Source organism: Embleya sp. L77 (assembly GCF_055557415.1).
Window position 1 is genome coordinate 1,462,573 of sequence record NZ_CM145710.1, and the last position, 20,036, is coordinate 1,482,608.

At 71.9% G+C, this 20,036-nt stretch carries 16 protein-coding genes; 7 read left to right on the forward strand and 9 right to left on the reverse strand.

The window, feature by feature from the left end; translation table 11 throughout:
- Positions 1-181 precede the first annotated feature (181 nt).
- The 3 genes from ACZOOI_RS36305 to ACZOOI_RS36315 form a co-directional block, all read right to left on the reverse strand.
- The gene (locus ACZOOI_RS36305) at positions 182-1,432 is read right to left on the reverse strand and encodes an RNA polymerase sigma factor (protein WP_465283817.1); all 1,251 of its coding nucleotides are present in this window, start codon (positions 1,430-1,432) and stop codon (positions 182-184) included.
- Positions 1,429-1,791: a YciI family protein gene (locus ACZOOI_RS36310; RefSeq protein ID WP_465283818.1), complete on the reverse strand. Its 363-nt coding sequence runs from the start codon at positions 1,789-1,791 to the stop codon at positions 1,429-1,431. The genes ACZOOI_RS36305 and ACZOOI_RS36310 overlap by 4 nt, the downstream gene beginning before the upstream one ends.
- A 277-nt stretch (positions 1,792-2,068) precedes the next feature.
- A complete protein-coding gene (locus ACZOOI_RS36315; RefSeq protein ID WP_465283819.1) occupies positions 2,069-3,415 on the reverse strand; it encodes an MFS transporter in 1,347 nt (448 codons plus the stop codon).
- An 88-nt stretch (positions 3,416-3,503) separates the two neighbouring features.
- Here ACZOOI_RS36315 and ACZOOI_RS36320 point away from each other — a divergent pair, with 88 nt between their 5' ends.
- Positions 3,504-4,487, forward strand: a complete 984-nt coding sequence (locus ACZOOI_RS36320; protein WP_465283820.1) for an ArsR/SmtB family transcription factor — start codon at positions 3,504-3,506, stop codon at positions 4,485-4,487.
- Positions 4,488-4,580: 93 nt separating this feature from the next.
- On the opposite strand, the gene ACZOOI_RS36325 is transcribed toward ACZOOI_RS36320, so the two are convergent.
- Complete coding sequence (locus ACZOOI_RS36325; RefSeq protein ID WP_465283821.1) at positions 4,581-5,378, reverse strand: SGNH/GDSL hydrolase family protein; 798 nt, start codon at positions 5,376-5,378, stop codon at positions 4,581-4,583.
- A 166-nt stretch (positions 5,379-5,544) separates the two neighbouring features.
- Positions 5,545-6,528 (reverse strand): GlxA family transcriptional regulator, encoded by a 984-nt coding sequence (locus tag ACZOOI_RS36330; protein ID WP_465283822.1) that lies wholly within the window; start codon positions 6,526-6,528, stop codon positions 5,545-5,547.
- 125 nt (positions 6,529-6,653) lie between these two features.
- Here ACZOOI_RS36330 and ACZOOI_RS36335 point away from each other — a divergent pair, with 125 nt between their 5' ends.
- The 5 genes from ACZOOI_RS36335 (at position 6,654) to ACZOOI_RS36355 (ending at position 12,908) form a co-directional block, all read left to right on the forward strand.
- Positions 6,654-7,586, forward strand: coding sequence for an NADP-dependent oxidoreductase (locus tag ACZOOI_RS36335; RefSeq protein ID WP_465283823.1), 933 nt, complete (start codon positions 6,654-6,656; stop codon positions 7,584-7,586).
- A gap of 181 nt (positions 7,587-7,767) precedes the next feature.
- Positions 7,768-8,325, forward strand: a complete 558-nt coding sequence (locus ACZOOI_RS36340) for a YqeB family protein (protein ID WP_465283824.1) — start codon at positions 7,768-7,770, stop codon at positions 8,323-8,325.
- 98 nt (positions 8,326-8,423) lie between these two features.
- On the forward strand, positions 8,424-9,980 hold the full coding sequence (locus ACZOOI_RS36345; protein WP_465283825.1) for an alkaline phosphatase D family protein: 1,557 nt from the start codon (positions 8,424-8,426) through the stop codon (positions 9,978-9,980).
- 254 nt (positions 9,981-10,234) lie between these two features.
- Positions 10,235-11,863, forward strand: a complete 1,629-nt coding sequence (locus tag ACZOOI_RS36350; RefSeq protein ID WP_465283826.1) for an ABC transporter substrate-binding protein — start codon at positions 10,235-10,237, stop codon at positions 11,861-11,863.
- A 103-nt stretch (positions 11,864-11,966) separates the two neighbouring features.
- The gene (locus ACZOOI_RS36355) at positions 11,967-12,908 is read left to right on the forward strand and encodes a helix-turn-helix domain-containing protein (RefSeq protein ID WP_465283827.1); all 942 of its coding nucleotides are present in this window, start codon (positions 11,967-11,969) and stop codon (positions 12,906-12,908) included.
- A gap of 95 nt (positions 12,909-13,003) precedes the next feature.
- On the opposite strand, the gene ACZOOI_RS36360 is transcribed toward ACZOOI_RS36355, so the two are convergent.
- Positions 13,004-15,133: an MMPL family transporter gene (locus ACZOOI_RS36360; RefSeq protein ID WP_465283828.1), complete on the reverse strand. Its 2,130-nt coding sequence runs from the start codon at positions 15,131-15,133 to the stop codon at positions 13,004-13,006.
- Positions 15,134-15,519: 386 nt separating this feature from the next.
- A complete protein-coding gene (locus tag ACZOOI_RS36365) occupies positions 15,520-16,260 on the reverse strand; it encodes a TetR/AcrR family transcriptional regulator (RefSeq protein ID WP_465283829.1) in 741 nt (246 codons plus the stop codon).
- Between the two features lie 197 nt (positions 16,261-16,457).
- Here ACZOOI_RS36365 and ACZOOI_RS36370 point away from each other — a divergent pair, with 197 nt between their 5' ends.
- Complete coding sequence (locus tag ACZOOI_RS36370) at positions 16,458-18,083, forward strand: MFS transporter (RefSeq protein WP_465283830.1); 1,626 nt, start codon at positions 16,458-16,460, stop codon at positions 18,081-18,083.
- Positions 18,084-18,200: 117 nt separating this feature from the next.
- On the opposite strand, the gene tsaA is transcribed toward ACZOOI_RS36370, so the two are convergent.
- Positions 18,201-18,617, reverse strand: coding sequence for a tRNA (N6-threonylcarbamoyladenosine(37)-N6)-methyltransferase TrmO (gene tsaA, locus ACZOOI_RS36375; protein WP_465283831.1), 417 nt, complete (start codon positions 18,615-18,617; stop codon positions 18,201-18,203).
- Positions 18,618-18,660: 43 nt separating this feature from the next.
- On the reverse strand, positions 18,661-19,830 hold the full coding sequence (gene trpS, locus ACZOOI_RS36380; protein ID WP_465283832.1) for a tryptophan--tRNA ligase: 1,170 nt from the start codon (positions 19,828-19,830) through the stop codon (positions 18,661-18,663).
- Positions 19,831-20,036: the final 206 nt, after the last annotated feature.

Consider the following 20,036-nt stretch of genomic DNA (forward strand, 5'->3'; position numbering starts at 1 on the left):
TCGCGCGGGCGGACGAGCGGGCGGGCAAGCGGGCGCGGGCGGAGCGAACGGGACGAGCGGACGGGCGTGGGTGAGGCCGGCAGGCGGGCGAGCGGTCGAGGGCGGGCCGACCGGCGGGCGGGCGCGAGCCGGCGGGGCCGCCGGTGCGCCGCGGCGCCACGCGCCACGCGCCACCCGCGGATCACGCCCCGTCGGCCGCCCGCGCCGCGCGTATCTCCAGGTAGCGCCGCTCCGGCAGGCTGGTGGTCCGCCGGGCGGCCTCGCGGTAGGCCATCCGAGCCGCCTCGCGGTCGCCGGCGAGTTCGAGCAGATGGCCGCGCACCGCCCACACCCGGTGGTGCTCGATCATCCGGTCGTCCTCGGCCAGCGTGTCGAGCAGCTCCAGGCCGGCTCCCGGGCCGTGCACCATCGCCGTCGCGACGCTGCGGTTGAGGGTGACCATCGGGCCCGGCGACAGATGGTCGAGCAGCCGGTACAGCACGAGGATCTGCCGCCAGTCGGTGTCCTCGGCACGCGCCGCCTCCGCGTGCACCGCGGCGATCGCGGCCTGGATCTGGTACGGGCCCGGCGGCCCCCACGTGAGCGCGTCGGTGACGAGTTCGGTGCCCTCCCGGATCGCCTCCGCGTTCCAGCGGCCGCGATCCTGCTCGGCCAGCGGGATCAGCGCACCGTCCGCGGCGGTGCGCGCGGCTCGGCGCGCATCGGTCAGCAACATCAGCGCGAGCAACCCGGACACCTCGCCGTCGTCCGGCCGCAACCGGCGCACCGCACGGGTGAGCCGGATGGCCTCGGCGGTCAGGTCGGTGCGCAGCAGATCCGGGCCCGAACCGGCCGTGTAGCCCTCGTTGAAGATCAGGTAGAGCACCTGCAACACCGCACCCAGCCGCTCCATCGGCTCCCGCCCGGCCGGCGTGCCGAAGCGACCGCCGGCGGCCTTGATCCGCTGCTTGGCCCGGCTGATCCGCTGCGCCATGGTGCTCTCCGGCACCAGGAAGGCGTCGGCGATCTGCGCGGTGGTCAGACCGCCGACCGCGCGCAGCGTCAACGCCACCTGCGAGGCTCCCGTCAGCGCCGGGTGGCAGCACAGGAACAGCAGGGTCAGCGTGTCGTCGCGATCGCCGGCGGTGTCGTCGTCGGGTGCCGGCGAGACGAACTCGTCGGCCGGGGCCTGCGCGGCGAGCCGCTCCTCGCGGTTGCGGCGGGCCCGCTCGCTGCGCCAGTGGTCGATCAGCCGTCGGTCGGCCACGGTGAGCAGCCAACCCCACGGACTGTCCGGAATCCCCTCCACGGGCCACTGCACGGTGGCCGCGAGCAGCGCCTCCTGGACCGCGTCCTCGCACGCGTCGAACTGGCCGTGCCGGCGGACGAGCACGCCGAGGACCTGCGGGGTCAGTTCCCGCAGCAGGTCCTCGACGTGCGCGTCCCGGCTCACATCTCCGTCCCGGAGTCGGTCATCACCGGGCGGACCTCCATCGCCCAGTAGCGGGCGTCCGGCCAGCGCGCGGCGATCTCGACGGCCCGCTCGGTGCTCTCGCACTCGACCAGCAGGTAGCCGGCGAAGTGCTCCTTGGCCTCCACGAACGGGCCGTCCGTGACCGCCGGTACACCGTCCCGGACCCTTACCGTGCGGGTCTGCGCGGGGTCGGCCAGCGCCTCGCCGCCGAGCAGTTCGCCGGATGCGGTCAGCTCGGCCATCAGCTCGTCGACCTCGCCGAACAGCTCGGTGCGCTTGGCCTCGGAGAGTTCCTCCACGAATCCCGGGCGGTTGTGGATCAGCAGCATGAACTTCATCGGTGGCTCCTGGTGGTTCCGGTTCGGTGCGGTCGGGCCGGGTGCCCCGGTCCGACCGGCGGCCCGATCCGGTGCTCGGGATCACGCTGCCGAGTCGCCGGGCGGGTCGCTCGTATCCGGGTCGGAGCGAGTCGACGGTTCTCGACATCCCGGCGGACAGAATGCCGAATCGATCCGCGGCGGACGAAGCCGCCCGGCCGTACCCGTCCCCGAACACCCCGAACGGCGGCCTCCGCCACGCCACCCGTCGGCAACCGGACCCAGGGCCCGAACCCGGTCAGCCGGCCTGCGTCGGTTCCGCCCCGAGCGCCGGCACCGTCGGCGCCGCCGCCTGTCCCGGCGGCACCACCGACCCCGCCGACCCCGCCAACTCCGCCGACTCCGCGGACTGGACCGGCACCGCGACCGCCCCCGGCGCCGACCGCCCGTCCGCCGGCGGGCGCAGCACGCGGTGCACCGCCAGCGTGCCGACGATCGAGGCCAGGCCGACCAGCGCGATCACGTGGCCGGGGGCGAGCACGCCGGCCAGTGCGCCCGCGCCCGCCATGGTGACCCCCTGGAGGGTCATCGTGCCGGTCATCGCCAGGCCCATCGCCTGGCCGGTGGCGGCCTCGGGGACGGCGTCCAGGAAGCGGCGTTGCAGGCCGAGCTGGTAGGACAGGCCCGCGCCGGAGAGCACGAACAGGCCGGCCGTCGCCCACAGCGGCGGCCCGGCGGCGAAGAACACCAGCGGGACGCCGAGTTGCAGGGCCAGCCACAGCGCCAGGCGTTCGCGCCCGGCCGGGCGCACGAAGCGGCCCACCAGCAGGTTGCCCAGGAGCATCCCGGCGGCGGCCGAGCCGTACAGGACACCGGCGTGCTCGGGCGTGTACGGGACGATCACGCCCTCGGCGGCCACGGCCAGGTTCGCCGGTATCCACTGGGCCAGCAGCAGGCCGCGCACGGTCCGGTCGCTCAGCAGTTCGCGATTGACCCGCCGGGTCGCGCGTACCGTGCCCTCGGTCCGGGCCGCCGCGGCGCGCTCGGGGCGCGCCGCCGCCGGCAGGCCGAATCGCAGCACCGCGGCGGAGGCCAGCGCGGTACCGGCCGCGAACAGCAGCGCACCGCTCGACCCCACCAGTGCGAGCAACAGGCCGCCGACCGCATAGCCGAGCACCTGCATCGCGCCGGCGGTCATCCCGAACACCGAACGCCCCAGCACATAGGCGTCGCCGTGCAACAGTTCGGGCAGCGTGCGCTGACGCGCGGCGCCGGCGACCGGACTGACCAGCCCGACGCTCGCGAGCAGCACCAGGACCGCCCACACCGGCAACACGTCGGCGGCGAGCACCAGCGCGAGCGCGCAGCGCACCAGGTCGTACCCGGCCATCGCGGTACGCACCGGCACCCGGTCGGTGAGCGAGAGCAGCAGCGCACCGCCGAACGCCTGCGGGACGAACCCGGCGACGAAGGCGAGCGCGGACAGCGCCGGCGACCCGGTGCGTTCGTAGACGAGCACCGCGAGCGCGAGCATCCGCACGGTGTCGCCGATCAGCAGCAGTACATAGGAACCGAACAGCACCCGGAAGGCGCCCACCGCGAAGACCTCGCGGTAGGTCGCCGGTTTGACGTCGTCGCCGATCATGGGGGCGAGCGTGCTGCGGCACGCCGCCCGCCGGCCAATCTTTCGGTCACAGCCGAAACCTGGCAGGCTGCCGGGTGGGAGGCGGCGCATGCTCAGGATCGAGGTCGGGCCGGCCGACGTGGCGCGCAGCAGATTCGGCATCTCGCCGCTGGGCGAGGTGGTGTGGGTGCTGCGGACGCTCTCGGGAAGCCACCAGGCCGGGCCGCTGCGACCGTGGATCGAGCGGTTGCGGCCGGCGTACGAGCGGCTGCGCCGCGAGCAGCCGGCGGTCGCCGCGATGACGTCGCTTTACCGGCGCGGCGGCTACAACGCGGACCTCCTGCACCCGCCCCCGTCGGGCACTCCGGCCGGCATCGGCGACGAACTGGCCGTACTGCGGGCCACACCCCTGGCCCGGGCCCGCTCCGAACTCGCCCGCAACCTGGCCGGGCTCCGCGCGCCCTCGGCCTCGACCCGTGCGCTGCTCGACTCCCCCGATGTGGTCGCGCGGCTGACGGATGCGATCGAGGCCGCGTGGACGGCTTTGGTCGAGCCGGAGTGGCCGGCGCTGCGGGCGGTGCTGGAGCGTGATCTGGTGCGCACCGCCGGGCGGTTGGCGGCGTACGGCTGGGGTGCGGCGCTGGGCGACCTGTCGCCGCGGCTGCGGTGGCGCGACGAGGGCGTGATCGAGGTCGCCCGCAAGGCGACCGAGACGGTGGCACTCGGCGGCGACGGGCTGCTGTTCGTGCCGTCCGCGTTCGGTGCGCTGATCTCCTACGTGGAACCGCCGTGGCCGTACGCCATCGTGTATCCGGCCCGGGGCGTGGCCGAACTGCTGGGCGCCCCGGCCCGATCGGACGACGAGGCGCTGGCCGACCTGCTCGGCACCACGCGCGCGACGATCCTGCGCGCGCTGGCCACCCAGGCGACGACCACCCAACTGGCCGCGCGGCTCAACCTCGGCCTGGGTACGGTCGGCGACCACCTGGCCGTGCTGCGCCGCGCCGACCTGGTCACCGGCCTGCGGGTGGGCCGCTCCGTGCACTACCGACGCACCACGCTCGGCGAGGTGTTGGCCGAGGGGCGTGGCTGACCCTCCGGGACGCACTCGGCTGTTCGGGTCCCGCTGCGGCTCGGGGCGGCCGGGTGCGTACCGTCGGCCCGCCCGTCCGACGCCCGCGGCCCCTCAGCCGGTGAGCGCGACCAGGCCCGGGAGGTAGCCCCTGGCCTGGCCCGTGGCGGTCGGGTGGTACGACTCGTCGACCGGCAGCGTCAGCCCGTGCAGCCACTCGTCCGCCGCACACACCCCGTGGCCGGCGAACCGGGCCCGGACGTCCGCGAATTCCGCGCCGCCGGCCGCCGCCCGGCGTGCCGTGACGTCCGCCAACGTGTCGGCCGCGTCGTCCAGCGCCCGCCGCTTGGCCAGGCTCAGCCCCAGGAGACAGCTGCCCGTTTCGAACAGGCGCGGATATCCGAGCACCACCAGTCGCGCGTTCGGGGCCTGGCGACGAATCTGCGCGTAGGTCGCGTCCAGATCGGCCGGCAACCGGTCGCGCACGTACGCCGTGGACGTCGCCACCGCGTCCGAGCAGGCCCGGTCGCTGCCGAGCACACAGGTCGCGATCGTGTCGGCGAAGCCGATGTCGTTGCCGCCGGCGCTGATCGTCACCAGCGTGGTGTCGGCGGTCACCGCGGACAACTGCCGCGCACGCACATCCGCCGTGGTCGCCGAGGAGCACGCCACGAATGCGAACTCGGCCGCCGCGTGCGCCCGTTGCCACAGCGCCGGATAGGCGTTCGCGCTGCGCTTGCAGTCGCCGCCGTCGGCGAGGTAGTCGCCCGCGCCGACGCCCGAACTGTACGAGTCTCCCAGCGCCGCGTAACGCGCGACCGGTGCGGCGGGAGCCGGGTGCGCGCCGACTCCGGCGAACGTGAGGGCCGTGGCGGCGGCGATGGACGCGGCGACACGGAACGGCGACGGCACGAGTGGATCTCCTCCGGAACGTGGGCACGGTGTCGGAGATATCGGCCGGAACGGCGGCCGGCTTGACCGTGCTCACCCGCAGGCAGGACGCCGAGCCGGCCGCCGCACCCGAGTGCGGGCAACCGGCAGCGTCTGCACGATTTCTGCCCGCACGCCGGCCGATGTCTCACCCGCGCGCCGACACCGGCTCGTGGGTGCGGAAGGTCTGCCGGTAGGTCATCGGCGGTACACCGATGGTGGCGACCAGGTGCTGGCGCAGCGAGGCGCCGGTGCCGAAGCCCGCCCGGTCGGCGATCCGGTCCACGCTCAGGTCGGTGGTCTCCAGGAGCCGGCGGGCGTGTTCGACGCGTTGCCGGGTCAGCCACTGGCCGGGGGTCATCCCCACTTCGTCCCGGAAGCGCCGGGTGAAGGTGCGTACGCTCATCCGCGCGTGTTCGGCCAGTTCGGCCAACGACAGCGGCCGGTGCAGGTGTTCGAGCGCCCAAACTCGGGTCGCCGAGGTGGTGGCCGAGGACGGCTCGGGCACCGGGCGCTCGATGAACTGCGCCTGCCCGCCCTCGCGCCACGGCGGCGTCACGCAGCGCCGGGCGACCCGGTTGGCCACCTCGCTGCCGTGGTCGCGGCGCAGCAGGTGCATGCACAGGTCGATGCCTGCGGCCACCCCGGCCGCGGTGAGGATGTCCCCGTCGTCGACGAACAACACGTCCGGATCGACCTCGACGCGGGGGAACCGCCTGCGGAACTGCTCGACCTCGTTCCAGTGCGTGGTCGCCGGACGGCCGTCGAGGAGGCCGGCGGCGGCGAGCACGTAGGACGCGGTGCAGATGGACACGATCCGGGTGCCGGGCCGCAGTCCGGCCAGTGCCCGGGCGAGCGGTTCGGGGAGCCAGTCCGGCTCGTCGTTCTCGTCCACGCCGCACGTGAACGGCGGGAGCACCAGGGTGTCGGCGCTCGCCAGCACCTCGGCGCCGTGCTCGACGGCGATGCCGAAGTCGGCGCTGGTGCGCACCGGTCGGCCGTCGAGGCTGCAGGTGATCACCTCGTACAGCGGTTCGTCGGCGGCGCCGGTCGCGGTGCCGAAGATCCGCACCGGGATGCCCAGCTCGAACGGATAGACGTTTTCCAGGGCCAGGACCACGACTCGATGCATGGCCGGATCCTTTCACATGTTGGCCACTCGGCCACTCGATGGGCCAGGGGGGCGACGGCAGAGTTGCTCCCACGCCGCCGGACACGACGGTCGAACCGGAACACGAGCAGGGGAATGTGATGACGATGCGCGCCATCCGACAGGACACGCTGGGTGGGCCCGAGGTGCTGAAGGTGGTCGAGGTGGAGCGCCCGACCCCGGGACCCTCCGAGGTGCTGGTGCGGGTGCACGCGGCCGGGGTGAACCCGACCGACTACTGGCACCGCGGCAGCGGCGGCCTGCTCGGCGACACCCCGGTCCCGCTGGGCTGGGACGTGTCGGGCGTGGTCGAGTCGGTCGGCCTGGGCGTGAGCGTCTTCCGGCCCGGCGACGAGGTGTTCGGCATGCCCCGGCTGCCGCAGCCCGCCGGTACCTACGCCGAGTTCGTCACCTCGCCGGCCCGACACCTGGCCCGCAAGCCGGTCGCCCTGTCGCACGTGGAGGCGGCGGCGCTGCCGGTGGCCGCGCTCACCGCATGGCAGTCGCTGGTGGACGCGGCCGACGTACGGCCCGGTCAGCGGGTGTTGATCCACGCCGCGGCCGGTGGGGTGGGGCATCTCGCGGTCCAGATCGCCAAGGCCCGCGGCGCGTATGTGATCGGCACCGCCCGCGCGGCCAAGCACGAGTTGTTGCGCGGCCTGGGGGTGGACGAACCGATCGACTACACGAGCGTCGACTTCGCCGAGGCGGTGCGGGACGTGGACGTAGTGCTGGACACGATCGGCGGCGAGTACGGGCCGCGCTCGCTGCGGACGTTGCGGCCGGGTGGACTGGTGGTCTCGCTGGCGTCACCGGCCGAGGCGGAGTTGGTGCCGGTGGCGGAGGCGGCGGGGCTGCGCGCGGGGTTCACCATCGTGGAGCCGGATCAGGGCGGGCTGAAGGAGATCGCGGCGCTGGCCGAGGCGGGCCTCCTGCGGCCGGTGATCGACGCGGTGCTGCCGCTGGAGCAGGCGGGCAAGGCACACGAGTTGGGCGAGAGCGGGCGTACCTCCGGGAAGATCGTGCTGACCGTGGTCTAGGCCGTGTCCGGCGGTCCGGCCGGCCGGCGGTCGGACGCGGCCGGTCCGCCGCTTGCCTCGGAGTTCTCGACGTAAGTCTGGGCCGCGTCGACCTTCGGCCGCTGCGGGCGTCGACCGTGCCTCCCTAGCATCGAGACGGCGGACGGTGTCGACCGCCACCGCAGGGAAGGGAGCGCACGCCATGGCCGAAGAGCAATCCGCACCCGCGTCCGCACACGCAGCCGCGCGGGCGACGACGGCCGCCGAGCGGCGGACGGTGCCGGGCCACCCGCGAGCGCACCTGATGGCGATCTTCGGCGGCCTACCGGCGCTGGGGCTGCTGCTCGCGTTCCTGTTGCCGCCGGCGGCCCGGATCGCGATCCGGATGCCGATCCTGCCGATGCGCTCCGTCGTCCGCTTCGTCGCCTCGACGCAGGAGCCGTGGCAGGTCGCCGTCGGTGCGGTCCTGGGACTGCTGCTGGGCGTCGGCGCCGCCCTCGTCGCCGTGGCCGAGTCGACTCGCATCACCCTCACCGACTCCCGGGTCCTGTTCGACCACCCGGACCGCACCATCACGCTCGAACGGGCCGACATATCCGCCGTCTTCCTCGACGCCAAGCGGGTGGTCGCGCTGGACCACGACGCCCGCCCGCTGGTGCGGGCCCGGCCGCAGGCCGGACGCGGCGCGGTGGCCGAGGCGTTCCGGTCGCACGGATATCCGTGGCGCGAGCACGGCGCCGCCGACCACGCGCCCGGGTGACCTGCCCGGCGGCCCCGCCCCGGCCCGCCGACCAGACTTGACGAGTCGGCCAACCCGCGTTCGCCGATACGTCGCCCGGCGCCACTACACACATGTCCATGACCTCAGTGGACAGAAGGACCCTCCTGCGCACCGGCTCGGTCGTCGGCGCCGGCCTCGCGATCGCTCCCGTGGTGGGCGCCGCCTCGGCCTCGGCGTCGACGTCGGGCGCGCCCGCGTACGTGGCCTCCGGCCGGCCGAGCCTGAGCCACGGCGTGCAGAGCGGCGACGCCACCGCGTCCTCGGCGATCGTGTGGGGCCGGGCCGACCGGCCCGGTCGGCTGATCGTCGAGTACGGCACCCGGCCCGACCTGCGCGACGCGCACTGCGTGCGGGGGCCGTGGCTGACCCCGGACGGCGACCTCACCGGCCGGGTGCGGCTGCGCGGCCTGCCGTCCGGGCGGCGCATCCACTACCGAGTCCGGGTCGAGGGCGAACGCGGCGCGGCCGGCCGGCCGGTGACCGGTTCGCTGCTCACCGCGCCGAGCGAACGCAGCCGCTCCGGTGTGCGGTTCGTGTGGTCCGGCGACACCGTCGGCCAGGGCTGGGGCAGCAACCCGGACATCGGCGGCATGACGATCTTCGAGCAGATGCGCCGGCTGCGTCCGGACTTCTTCCTCAACAGCGGCGACACGGTCTATTCGGACGGACCGCTGGTGGAGAGCGTCCCGCTGCCCGACGGCCGGATCTGGCACAACGTGGTCACCCCGGAGAAGTCCAAGGTCGCCGAGTCGCTGACCGAGTACCGGGGGCAGTTCGCCTACAACCTGCTCGACCGCAACTACCGCGCGTTCGCCGCCGAGGTCGCCCAGATCAACCAGTGGGACGACCACGAGGTGCGCAACAACTGGTACCCGGGCCAGATCCTGGACGACGCCCGCTACACCGAGAAGCGCGTCGACGTGCTCGCTGCGCGCGCCGGGCAGGCGTTCCGCGAGTGGGTGCCGATCGGCGACGACCGGGTCTACCGCAAGCTCTCCTACGGCCGGCACCTGGACGTGTTCGTCCTGGACATGCGCACCTACAAGGACCCCAACGACGACAACCGCTACGCCGACCCCAAGCGCGGCTTGCTCGGCGACCGGCAGCGTCAGTGGCTGATCGAGGGCCTGTCGCAGAGCCGCGCCACCTGGAAGGTGATCGCCAACGACCTGCCGCTGGGCCTGGTGGTGCCGGACGGCGCCGCCGCGCAGGAGGGCGTCGCGCAGGGCGACCCGGGCAATCCGCTGGGTCGTGAGATGGAGTTCGCCACGATCCTGCGCACGGCGCAGCGGCGCGGCGTGCGCGGCATCGTGTTCCTGACCGCCGACGTGCACTACACCGCGGCGCACCACTACGACCCGTCCCGGGCGGCGTTCAAGGACTTCGACCCGTTCTGGGAGTTCGTCTCGGGTCCGTTGAACGCGGGCGCGTTCGGCCCCAATGCGCTGGACGGCACGTTCGGCCCCAGGGCCGAGTTCGTGCACGCCCCGCCGCGCGCGAACTACTCGCCGCTGGAGGGCTTCCAGCACTTCGGCGAGGTCGAGATCGACGGCCCCTCGGGCAACCTGACGGTCAATCTGCGCGACGGCGCCTCGACCGTGCTGTGGAGCAAGACGCTGCACCCGGAGCGCTGACCCGCGCGTCCCGCACTCGCTCGCACCGAGGGCCCTCGTCGGCGGACGAGGGCCCTCGCGCGCGCAGGCGAGCGGACCGACGGCAGGGATCCCGCCCGCGGGCACGCGCAGCACCGGGCCCCGGGGCCCGGGCCCCGGGCGAAACATCCATCAGTACCCGAAAAAGCGCGACAAAGATCGTTCGCGGCTTCGATTATGCTCCGCCACCGGTTGCCCCTCGGGGGTCGGCGCACAGATCGAAGCGAGGCAAACAGATGGATACGACACGCCGGAATCGGCTCCCCGACGAACCGTCCCGAGGCCCGGCCGGCGCACGCGCCTTTCGTACCGTGGTCCCCGCCGTCGCCGCGTGCCTGGTGCTCGGCGCATGCGGCGGAGGCGACGACAAGGCGGCCGAGACCCCGGACACCTCCACCGTCGCGCCCAAGAGCGGCGGCACGCTGACCGTGGCGATGGCGAGCGACATGCGCTCGATGGACCCGTTCGGCGCGCTGAGCAACTCGTACACCGACAACACCCGGCTGAACACGGTCTACGACTCGCTGTTCTGGCACGAGGCCAAGACCGGCAAGATGATGCCGCAGATCGGCGAGAGCCTGACCCCGGACCCGGGCAACGCGTCCTGGACGCTCAAGCTCAAGCCGAATGTGAAGTTTTCCGACGGCACCCCCTACGACGCGGCGGCGGTGAAGTTCACCTGGGACGAACACGCCGCGCCGGCGCGCAAGTCGTACCAGGCGGGCACGATCGCGGCGGTCAAGACGACCGAGGTGGTCGACCCCACCACCCTCAAGATCACGCTGAGCGGCCCGAACGCCAACTTCGACCACATCGTCGCATCCAACCTGTCCTTCATCGTCTCGCCCACCGCGTACAAGAAGGATCCGGCCGGCTTCGCCCGCAACCCGGTCGGCGCGGGTCCGTACACGTTCAAGGAGTGGACCAACGGCGACCACATGACGTTCGTCAAGAACCCCGGCTACTGGCAGGGCGCGGGCAAACCCTACGCCGACACCGTGGTGTTCAAGATCATCCAGGACAGCACCCAGGCCCTGGAGACGGTCTTCTCCGGCAGCGCCGACCTGAAGGTCTCGGTCAACGCGGAGGACCCGGTCAAGGCCAAGCAGAAGGGCCTGGAGACCAAGATCGTCACGATCATCGGCGGCGAGTCGCTCTTCTTCAACAACAAGCGCGCGCCGTTCGACGACGTGCGCGCCCGCCGCGCCGTGCAGCTCGCGCTCGACGCGAACGAGGTGAACAAGATCTCCTTCAGCGGCAACGGCACGCCCACCAAGAGCATCTTCCCGCCGGACAGCCCGCTGGTGGAGCCCGGTACCGAGACCGTTCAGCGCACCGACCGTGCGGAGGCGCAGCGGCTGCTGAACGAGTTGGCGGCCGAGGGCAAGCCGCTGGACTTCACGTACTCGATACCGCAGAACGCGAACGCACAGCGGACCGCCGAATACATCATGACCTCGCTCCAGGGCCTGAAGAACGTCACCGTCAAGCTCGCCCCGATGCCGATCGCCGCCTACCAGACGGACATCGTGATCAACAAGAACTACCAGGCCGCAATGTTCAGTTACTACCTCTCGGACGCCGAGCCCGGGCTGTACGTGAACCTCTACAGCACGAGCCCGAACAACTACCTGCTGTACGCCAACCCGGCCGTGGACCAGAACCTGGACAAGGCCCGGACCACCAGCGACCCGGCCCAGCGCAAGGCCGCGTACACGGCGGTCGCCGCCCAGCTCAAGCAGGACGCCCCGCTGTGGACCTACCAGTCCTCGGTGGTGACCGGGTTCCACCGGTCCGCGGTGGTGGGCATGGTGCTGACCAACGACGGCATGGTGCTGATGGACCGGATCGGCCTCAAGGGCTGATCCGAAAGGGCTATCCGATCCCCGGGCCGCGGACCCATGGGCTCGCGGCCCGGAACGGACGGGACTTGAGTCTCCACCGGGTGGAGGCGACACGGTGGGGGACATGGACGGCGCAACCCTGTATTCGATCGGCGACCTGGCGCGCCGGACCGGCCTGTCGGTCCGGACGATCCGGTTCTACGCGGACGCGGGAGTCGTGCCGCCCACTCGACGAAGTCCCGCCGGCTACCGGCTGTACGACCTCGACGCGCTGGTGCGCCTCGAACTCGTGCGCACGCTGCGCGACCTCGGCATCGATCTGGTGACCATCCGACGGGTGTTGGCCCGCGAGGTCACCGTCGCCGAGGTCGCCGAGGCGCACGCGAACGCGGTGGACACGCAGATCCGCACGTTGCGGTTGCGCCGGGCCGTGCTGCGCGCGGTGGCTCGGCGGGCTTCCAGTCCCGAGGAGTTGGACCTGATGCACAAGCTCGCGAAACTGTCCGACGAGGAACGCCGGAAGATGATCACCGACTTCCTCGACGCGACCTTCGCCGACCTGGACGTGGACCCGGACTTCCTGGCCAAGATGCGCTGCGGATTGCCGGCCCTGCCGGACGACCCGACCGCCGAGCAGGTCGAGGCGTGGGTCGAACTGGGCGAACTGGTCGCCGATCCGGACTTCCGCGCGTCGATTCGGCGGATGGCCGAGTACCAGGCGCGCACCCGCGGCGACGACGTCGCTCCGGGCACCCACGAGCGGCTGACCGCGATCACCCGGGAGTGGGTCGAGGCGGCCCGCACGGCCGGCGTCGAACCGACCTCGCCCGAGGCCGAACCGGTGCTCGCCGACCTGCTCGCGGAATACGCCACCGCCTTCGGCCGGACCCCCGACGACGCGTTCGTCGCCTGGCTGTCCGAGCGCTTCGAGGTGGGCACCGACCCGCGCGCCGAACGCTACTGGCAACTGCTCGGCGTCATGAACGGTTGGCCGTCCCGGCCGAGCCTGGCCCCGGTCTTCGACTGGTTCCTGGCCGCGCTGCGGGCCCGGGCCCGGAGCCGGTAGCCGCCCGCCGGACGCGAAGAGGGTGGTGGGCGCGTGCCATCCGCCCACCACCCTCGATCAGCAGGCCCCGATCAACGGATCGGCGCCTTGCCGGTTCAGCCGACCAGGACGCCCTCCCGGTCGCCGTCGCCGCCGGCCTTCGGCTCTTCATCGTCCGGGTGCTGCGCGAGCTTGCTCGGCCACCAGATCTTGCGGCCGATGTCCAGGCCCAGCGCGGTGACCAGGACCGAGCGCACGATGAAGGTGTCCAGCAGCACGCCCAGCGCGACGGTGAAGCCCATCTCGGCGAACGCGACGATCGGCAGCGTGCCGAGCACCGCGAACGTGGCCGCCAGCACCAGGCCGGCCGAGGTGATCACGCCGCCGGTCGCGGACAGGCCGATCAGTACACCGCGCCTGGTCCCGTGCTTCTTCGACTCCTCGTGCACCCGACTCATCAGGAACACGTTGTAGTCGATGCCCAGGGCCACCAGGAAGACGAACACGAACAGCGGGAAGCCCACGTCGGTGCCCTCGAAGCCGAGCAGGTGCTCGAAGGTGAACACGCTGATGCCCAGCGCCGCGGCGAAGGACAACACCACGGTGGCGATCAGCACCAGCGGTGCGATCACCGCCCGCAGCAGCAGGCCGAGCACGATCAGCACCACGAGCAGGATGAGCGGGATGATCACCTTGTCGTCGTGCTCGGACGCCTTGGCGACGTCCATCTGGGTCGCGGTGCCGCCGCCGACCTTGGCCGCGCCGTCCGGAACCGCGTGCATCGCGGTGCGCACCCGCTTGACGGTGTCCTTGGCCGCCGCCGAGTCGGGCGAATCGCTCATCACGCCCTCGATCTGCACCCGACCGTTGGCCGCGCCGGTCTGGCGGACCCCGTCGGGAGCGATGCCGGGGGTGCCCTGGAGCGTCTGCATCAGCGTGCCCGCGGCCGACTCGCGGCCGATCACCACGATCGGGTCGCCGGAGCCCGCCGGGAAGTAGCGCTCGGAGATCTCCTGGCCGGTGATCGACTGCGGCTTGTTGGTGAACGAATCCTTGTTGGCGATGCCGTCACCGTTGAGGTTGGTCAGGCCGATGGTCATCACGCCGAGGATGACCGCGGTCACGATCCACACCAGGCGCGGGCCGCGGGCGATCTGCCGGCCGACCTTGGCCCAGATGCCGTTCTCGTCGTGCGTGATCGCGTCCGGCTCGTAGGCCGGGCGGACCGGCCAGAACACCCAGCGGCCGACGATCACGAGCAGCGCGGGCAGCAGCGTGGTCATCGCGATCAGGCCGACCACCACACCGAGCGCGCAGACCGGGCCCAGGCCCTTGGTCGACTGCATCTCCGCAGCCATCAGGCACAACATGCCGATGCCGACCGTCGCGGCGCTGGCCACGATCGCCGGTCCGGCGCGGAGCAGCGCTGCCGCCATCGCCTCGTGCCGGTCCTCGTACCGGTGCAGCTCCTCGCGGTAGCGGGCGATCAGCAACAGCGCGTAGTCGGTACCCGCACCGAAGATCAACACGGTCAGGATCGCCGCGCTCTGGCCGTTGACGACCAGGCCGGCCTTGGTGAACAGGTACACCACGGCCTGCGCGGTGAACAGCGCCGCGACCGCCGAGATCACCGGGAGCAGCCACAACACCGGACTGCGGTAGGTGAACAGCAGGATCAGCACGACCACGCCGAGGGTCGCGTACAGCAGCGTCCCGTCGATGCCCTCGAACGCGGACGCCTGGTCCGCACCGAGTCCGGCCGGGCCGGTGACGTACGCCTTGAGCCCGTCCGGGTTGTCCTTCAGGCTCTTCTTGATCTCCTCGACCGCGTCACCGAGGTCGTTCCAGCCACCGTCCTTGATGGTGATCGGAACCAGGACCTGCGCGGCCTTGTTCTGCGGATCGAGTCGCGCGTCCTCGACCTTGTTCGTGACGCCCTTGGCGGTACCGAACGCGGCCCGGTCGTCGGCTATCGCCTTCGTGTCGTCCGGCGTCAGGCCGGAGGTCCGCTCGTAGACCACGACGGCGGGCACCGTGGTGTCCGGACGGAAGTCCTTCTGTTCGTTGATCACCTTCGTGGACTCGGCCTCGGCGGGCAGCCACGACGAGACCTCGTTGTTCTGAGCGTCGGTCAACTTGGCCGAGAGCGGTGCTGCCGCAACGAGCAGCACCAACCACAAAGCAAGCACGACCCACTTGGATCGACGCCCGCACGGCAACGCCGCAAGCGCCTTGATCCGGTTCATGTATCCCCCAGCTGATGGGCTGATTCCAAGGAAACAGCGGTCGATCGACAACATGGAGTCAGCTCTACGCCGGCTCCGTGACCGGGCGATCGAGACTGTCCGCGACCCTCCCGGAGCCAACCGGTCGGTGCCGAAAATTGCTGTGTTGCATACAGGTGTTCAGACTGTGCGGCGCCCCGAAACTCATCGCTTGCCGACAGTCCGACGGCGGATTGTCCTGGACGGATGGTCCAACCGTCCACCGAATAACGCCCAGTTGGGCACAGGGCGGGTTAATACATGGTGAACTCGCCGAATCAGGAGGGCGCATCGGTCGCCGAACGACGGTGTGCGCACCCGCTTTCCGGGCACGTCGCGCCGGCGATCGCCGCCGACCGACCCGTCGGTCAGCCGTCCTCGGCCGCGGTTGTCGTCCCTCCCCCGTCGGACTTCGGATTCCGGGGCAGCACGGCCAGGCCGTCCAGGAAGCGTTCGAGGACGAACTCGAAGCGTTCGTCGATGTGCGGCTCGGTGAGTTCGCGCGCCGTCGCCACCAGGTGCGGATAGGTGTCCGCCGGGAAGGCCGCGATCGTGTCGCCGATCGCGGTCACCGCCTCGCGCACGGGCACCCCGGCGACCACCGCCGCCGAGATCGGTCGCTGCTCGCCGTATACGAACCCGGTCACCAGCGTGCTGAGGCCGTAGGTGATGTACGCCGCGTCCTGCCGACCGAACCCGGCCCGGTCCAGCATGGCGAGCTGGTGCTCCATCACCGCGGCCATCCCGGGGCCGGCCGGGAAGCGGCCCATCAGCACCCGCACCGAGTCCCGCCTGCGGTTCAGGAACGCGCGGAACGCCCAGGCCAGTTCGCGCAGTTCGACGCGCCAGTCGCCGCGGATCGGCGGCAATGCGGGCACGCCGATGCCGAGCAGTCCGTCGGCGAGCAGGTCGAGCAGCTCCTCCTTGTCCCGCACGTGCCAGTACAGCGACGGGGCCCGCACGCCGAGTTCGGCCGCCACCGAGCGCATCGACAGTGCATCCAGACCGTCGCGCTCCAGCACCACCAACCCCGCCCGGACCAACGCGTCGAGGGTCACCGCCGGCCGCCGTTGCACACCCTCCGCCGGTGCCCGGCCCTTGCCCGTCATGCCCACTCCTTGTCGTCGACCCCGGCGGGCGTCGCCGCCGACCCCGTCGGGTCGATTCTCCTTCGGAATCAGGTCATTCCTCTTCCGCAATTGCGTCGCGCCCGCACCCCGAGGCCGGATCAATCCCCTTGCGCCGATGCCCGACGACGTGCAATCTAACACCGTTAGACAGTCACTAACACTGTTAGGGAGTGATCATGGCGCACGATTCCCCCGGTCCGATACCGGGACCGGAGGGCCCGCCGATCCCGCCGGGCGGCTCGATCCCGGCCGCATCCGGGCAGGCCGACGCGCCGCGCAAGGGCCTGATCCTGGCCACGCTGTGCGTCGCGCTGTTCGTGGCCATGCTCGACAACGTCGTGGTGTCCAACGCGCTGCCCAGCATCGACCGCGACCTCGACGCCGGGGTCAGCGGGCTGCAATGGGTGATGGAGGGCTACAGCCTGGTCTTCGCCGCGCTGCTGCTGACCGGCGGCACCCTGGGCGACCGGTACGGCCGGCGCCGTGTGTTCCTGATCGGCCTCGGCGTGTTCACCGCGGGATCGATCGCCTGCGCGCTGGCCGGCTCGCTCACCGCACTGATCGCCGGACGCGCGATCCAGGGCGTGGGCGGCGCGCTGTTGATGCCCGGCAGCATGTCGATCATTCGACACGTGTTCACCGACGACCGGGAGCGGGCCCGCGCCATCGGCATCTGGTCCGGGGTCTCCGGCGGCGGGCTCGCGCTCGGCCCGGCGATCGGCGGCCCGCTGGTGGACACGTTCGGATGGGCGAGCGTGTTCTGGATCAACGTGCCGATCGGCATCGGCGGGATCGTGATCGGCGCCTGGGTGCTCCCCGAATTCGCGGAACGCCGCGGCCGCTTCGACGTTCCCGGACTGCTCCTGGGCGTACCGGCGATCGGTGCGCTGGTGTTCGCGCTGATCGAGGGCCCGGCCCAGGGCTGGACCTCGGCCCGCGTGCTCGGGGCCGGCGCTCTGGCCGCGGTCGCGCTGATCGCCTTCGTGGGTGTCGAACTCCGGGTCGCCCAACCGATGCTCGACATCGGCTTCCTGCGCGACCGGGTGATCGGCGCCGCGGTGTGGGGCGGCTTCGCGGTGAGCTTCGGGATGTTCGGCGCGCTGTTCTTCCTCGGCCTGTACATGCAGGACGTGCTCGGGTACTCGCCGACCCGGGCGGGGTTCGCGTCGTTGCCGTCGACGCTGGCGATCATGATCGCGGCGCCGATCTCCGGGCACTTTGCGGGTCGGATCGGGCCGCGCGTACCGCTCGCGACCGGGCTGACCCTGTGCGGGGTCGCGCTGGGCGGACTCTCCTTCTACGGCGAGGACGCGTCCTACCCGGAGTTCTTCTGGGTGTTGCCGTTCCTCGGCGCGGGCATGGGGTTGTGCTTCACGCCGATCTCGGTCGCGGTGATGTCGCGGGTCGAGCCGGCCCGGGCCGGCATGGCCTCGGCGGTCACCAACACCGCCCGCGAACTGGGCGGCGTGGTCGGCATCGCCGCGCTGGGCGCGGTGCTCACCGGGCGCCTGTCGAGCCGGTTGACCGAGCTGCTGGCCGACGCGCGGGTCCCGGCGGACGACGCGCGTCGGATCGTCGACGCCAGTACGTCGGGCGGTGGCGGCGGGATCGGACACCTGGGCGGTACGCCGACGGTGGTCCGCGAGGCCGCGACGACGGCGTTCATGGACGGCCTGCATCTGGCGCTGTGGACCGGCTCGGCGATGTTGCTCGGATCGGCGGTGCTGGTGGCGTATCTGATGCGCGATCGGCCCACGGCGGCGGGCGACGACGCGGGCGCGTTGGCGAAGGTCACGGCCTGAGCGGGCGGGCGCGGGTGCAGGCGCCGTGACGGAGCAGTCGGACCGGTCGGCCGGTCGGCCGGTCGGCCGGGAACGGGCTTGCTCGGGGCGCCCGTTCCCGGCTTCGGCACCGCGGTTCTAGCGTTCGGACTCCGGGCCCAGGACGGGTTTGACGTCCAGGATCGGTGTGCCGTCGATCGCCTCGAGGTTGCGGACGTGCAGCCTGAGGCCGTCCACCGTGGTGATCACGACCCGGTGCAGTCCGATCGGGTTGGGCCGGTCCGGCGAGCGGGTGCTGAACACGCCGGTGGCCGGCCGCTCCCGGTCGCCGCGTGGATGCACGCTCAGCACGTCGCGGGCGGCCCGGTCCAGCCAGGTCAGCAGGATGACCTCGTCGCCCGCGCGCAGATCGCCGAGCCCCGCGCGCACCTCCTCCTCGAACACGAGCCACGCGTCGGGCGCCCCCTCGTCGGCCTGCCGAGGCGCCGAACTCCGGTTCACCAGACCGGATTCGACCCTGCCGATGGGTCGCACCGCATACACGTCCCGGGTCACCGGGACCACCTCCTCATCGCGCCCCGCCGGCGGGGCGGTCGTGTCAGTAGAGGCTCATCATCGCGCTCCGCACCTCGCGCAGTGTCGCGTCGGCCACCGCGTTCGCCCGCTCGTTGCCCGCGTGCAGGATGCGCCGGACCTGGCCGAGGTCGCGCGCGTACTCGGCTCGGCGCGCCCGGATCGGGGCGAGGAACTCGTTGACCGCCTCGGTGACGGTGCGCTTGAGCGCGGCGGCGCCCGCCGTACCGATCTCCTCCGCGACCCGATGCGGGTCCCGGTCCTGACACAGCGCGGCCAGCAGGACCAGCCCGGAGACCTCCGGACGGGTCCGGGGGTCGTAGGTGATGTGCCGGTCGGCATCGGTCTTGGCGCCCCGGATCAGCTTGGCCGTCTCGTCCGCCGTGGCCGCGAGCGCGATCGCGTTGCCGCGGCTCTTGCTCATCTTGGTGCCGTCGGTGCCGAGCAGCAGCGGCGCGGCCGACAACAGCGCGTCGGGCTCGGGGAAGACCGGGTGTCCTCCCGCCGGGTAGCGGTCGTTGAATCGGCGGGCGATGGTGCGGGTGAGCTCCAGATGCGGCAACTGGTCCTGGCCGACCGGGACCAGATTGCCCTTGCAGAACAGGATGTCGGCCGCCTGGTGCGCGGGATAGGTGAACATCAATCCGCTGACGGCGGCCTGTCGCGAGTGCGCGATCTCGTCCTTGACCGTCGGATTGCGGCTCAGTTCGGCGACCGAGACCAGGCTGAGGAACGGCAGCAGGAGCTGGTTGAGCGCCGGGATCGCGCTGTGCGTGAAGATCGTGGTCCGGTCCGGGTCGATCCCGACGGCCAGGTAGTCGAGCAGCAGGCCCTCGACGTACTCGACGAGGTGGTCCGCGATATCGCGATCGGTGAGCACCTGGTAGTCGGCGATGATCAGGTATTGCTCGACACCGAGGTTCTGCAGACGCACCCGGTTGTGCAGGGTGCCGAAGTAGTGGCCCAGATGCAGGCGCCCGGTCGGACGGTCGCCCGTGAGGACCCGAAATCGCCCGGGTTCGCGGCGAATCCGCTCTTCGAGCACCACACTCCGGGCCTGCGCGGCGCTCGTTCCGAGCGCATCCGTCGCATCGATCGCATCGATCGGCTCGTTCGGGGCGGTCGCGTCCGCCGAGGCGGCCGGTGTCGTCGTCATGGCAGCCGCGTCGGCCGTGCTGCTCGATGTGCCGTTCATGGTCTCTCCCGTCGATGGTTCGGTCGCCGTCCCGACGGCACCGCCCCTCGATCAGGGCACAAAAAAGGGCCGTCCGTCCGAACGACCCGGGTCATGCACGCATGGTGGTCGCTCCTAAGTGGAGCGCCACCAACTCATTCCCACTACACACTGCATGCCCCCACCATACCGCCCACCGCACGCTCGTGGCCGAAGGGTCGGCAAGT

What these genes read in the sequence shown, in the direction of transcription:
- ACZOOI_RS36315 (WP_465283819.1), bottom strand. Translation starts at nt 3,415, where the DNA reads ATGATCGGCGACGACGTCAAACCGGCGACCTACCGCGAGGTCTTCGCG.
- trpS (WP_465283832.1), bottom strand. Translation starts at nt 19,830, where the DNA reads ATGAACGGCACATCGAGCAGCACGGCCGACGCGGCTGCCATGACGACG.
- ACZOOI_RS36335 (WP_465283823.1), top strand. Translation starts at nt 6,654, where the DNA reads ATGCGCGCCATCCGACAGGACACGCTGGGTGGGCCCGAGGTGCTGAAG.
- ACZOOI_RS36370 (WP_465283830.1), top strand. Translation starts at nt 16,458, where the DNA reads ATGGCGCACGATTCCCCCGGTCCGATACCGGGACCGGAGGGCCCGCCG.
- ACZOOI_RS36355 (WP_465283827.1), top strand. Translation starts at nt 11,967, where the DNA reads ATGGACGGCGCAACCCTGTATTCGATCGGCGACCTGGCGCGCCGGACC.
- ACZOOI_RS36320 (WP_465283820.1), top strand. Translation starts at nt 3,504, where the DNA reads ATGCTCAGGATCGAGGTCGGGCCGGCCGACGTGGCGCGCAGCAGATTC.
- ACZOOI_RS36365 (WP_465283829.1), bottom strand. Translation starts at nt 16,260, where the DNA reads ATGACGGGCAAGGGCCGGGCACCGGCGGAGGGTGTGCAACGGCGGCCG.
- ACZOOI_RS36345 (WP_465283825.1), top strand. Translation starts at nt 8,424, where the DNA reads ATGACCTCAGTGGACAGAAGGACCCTCCTGCGCACCGGCTCGGTCGTC.
- ACZOOI_RS36360 (WP_465283828.1), bottom strand. Translation starts at nt 15,133, where the DNA reads ATGAACCGGATCAAGGCGCTTGCGGCGTTGCCGTGCGGGCGTCGATCC.
- ACZOOI_RS36350 (WP_465283826.1), top strand. Translation starts at nt 10,235, where the DNA reads ATGGATACGACACGCCGGAATCGGCTCCCCGACGAACCGTCCCGAGGC.
- ACZOOI_RS36330 (WP_465283822.1), bottom strand. Translation starts at nt 6,528, where the DNA reads ATGCATCGAGTCGTGGTCCTGGCCCTGGAAAACGTCTATCCGTTCGAG.
- ACZOOI_RS36340 (WP_465283824.1), top strand. Translation starts at nt 7,768, where the DNA reads ATGGCCGAAGAGCAATCCGCACCCGCGTCCGCACACGCAGCCGCGCGG.
- ACZOOI_RS36310 (WP_465283818.1), bottom strand. Translation starts at nt 1,791, where the DNA reads ATGAAGTTCATGCTGCTGATCCACAACCGCCCGGGATTCGTGGAGGAA.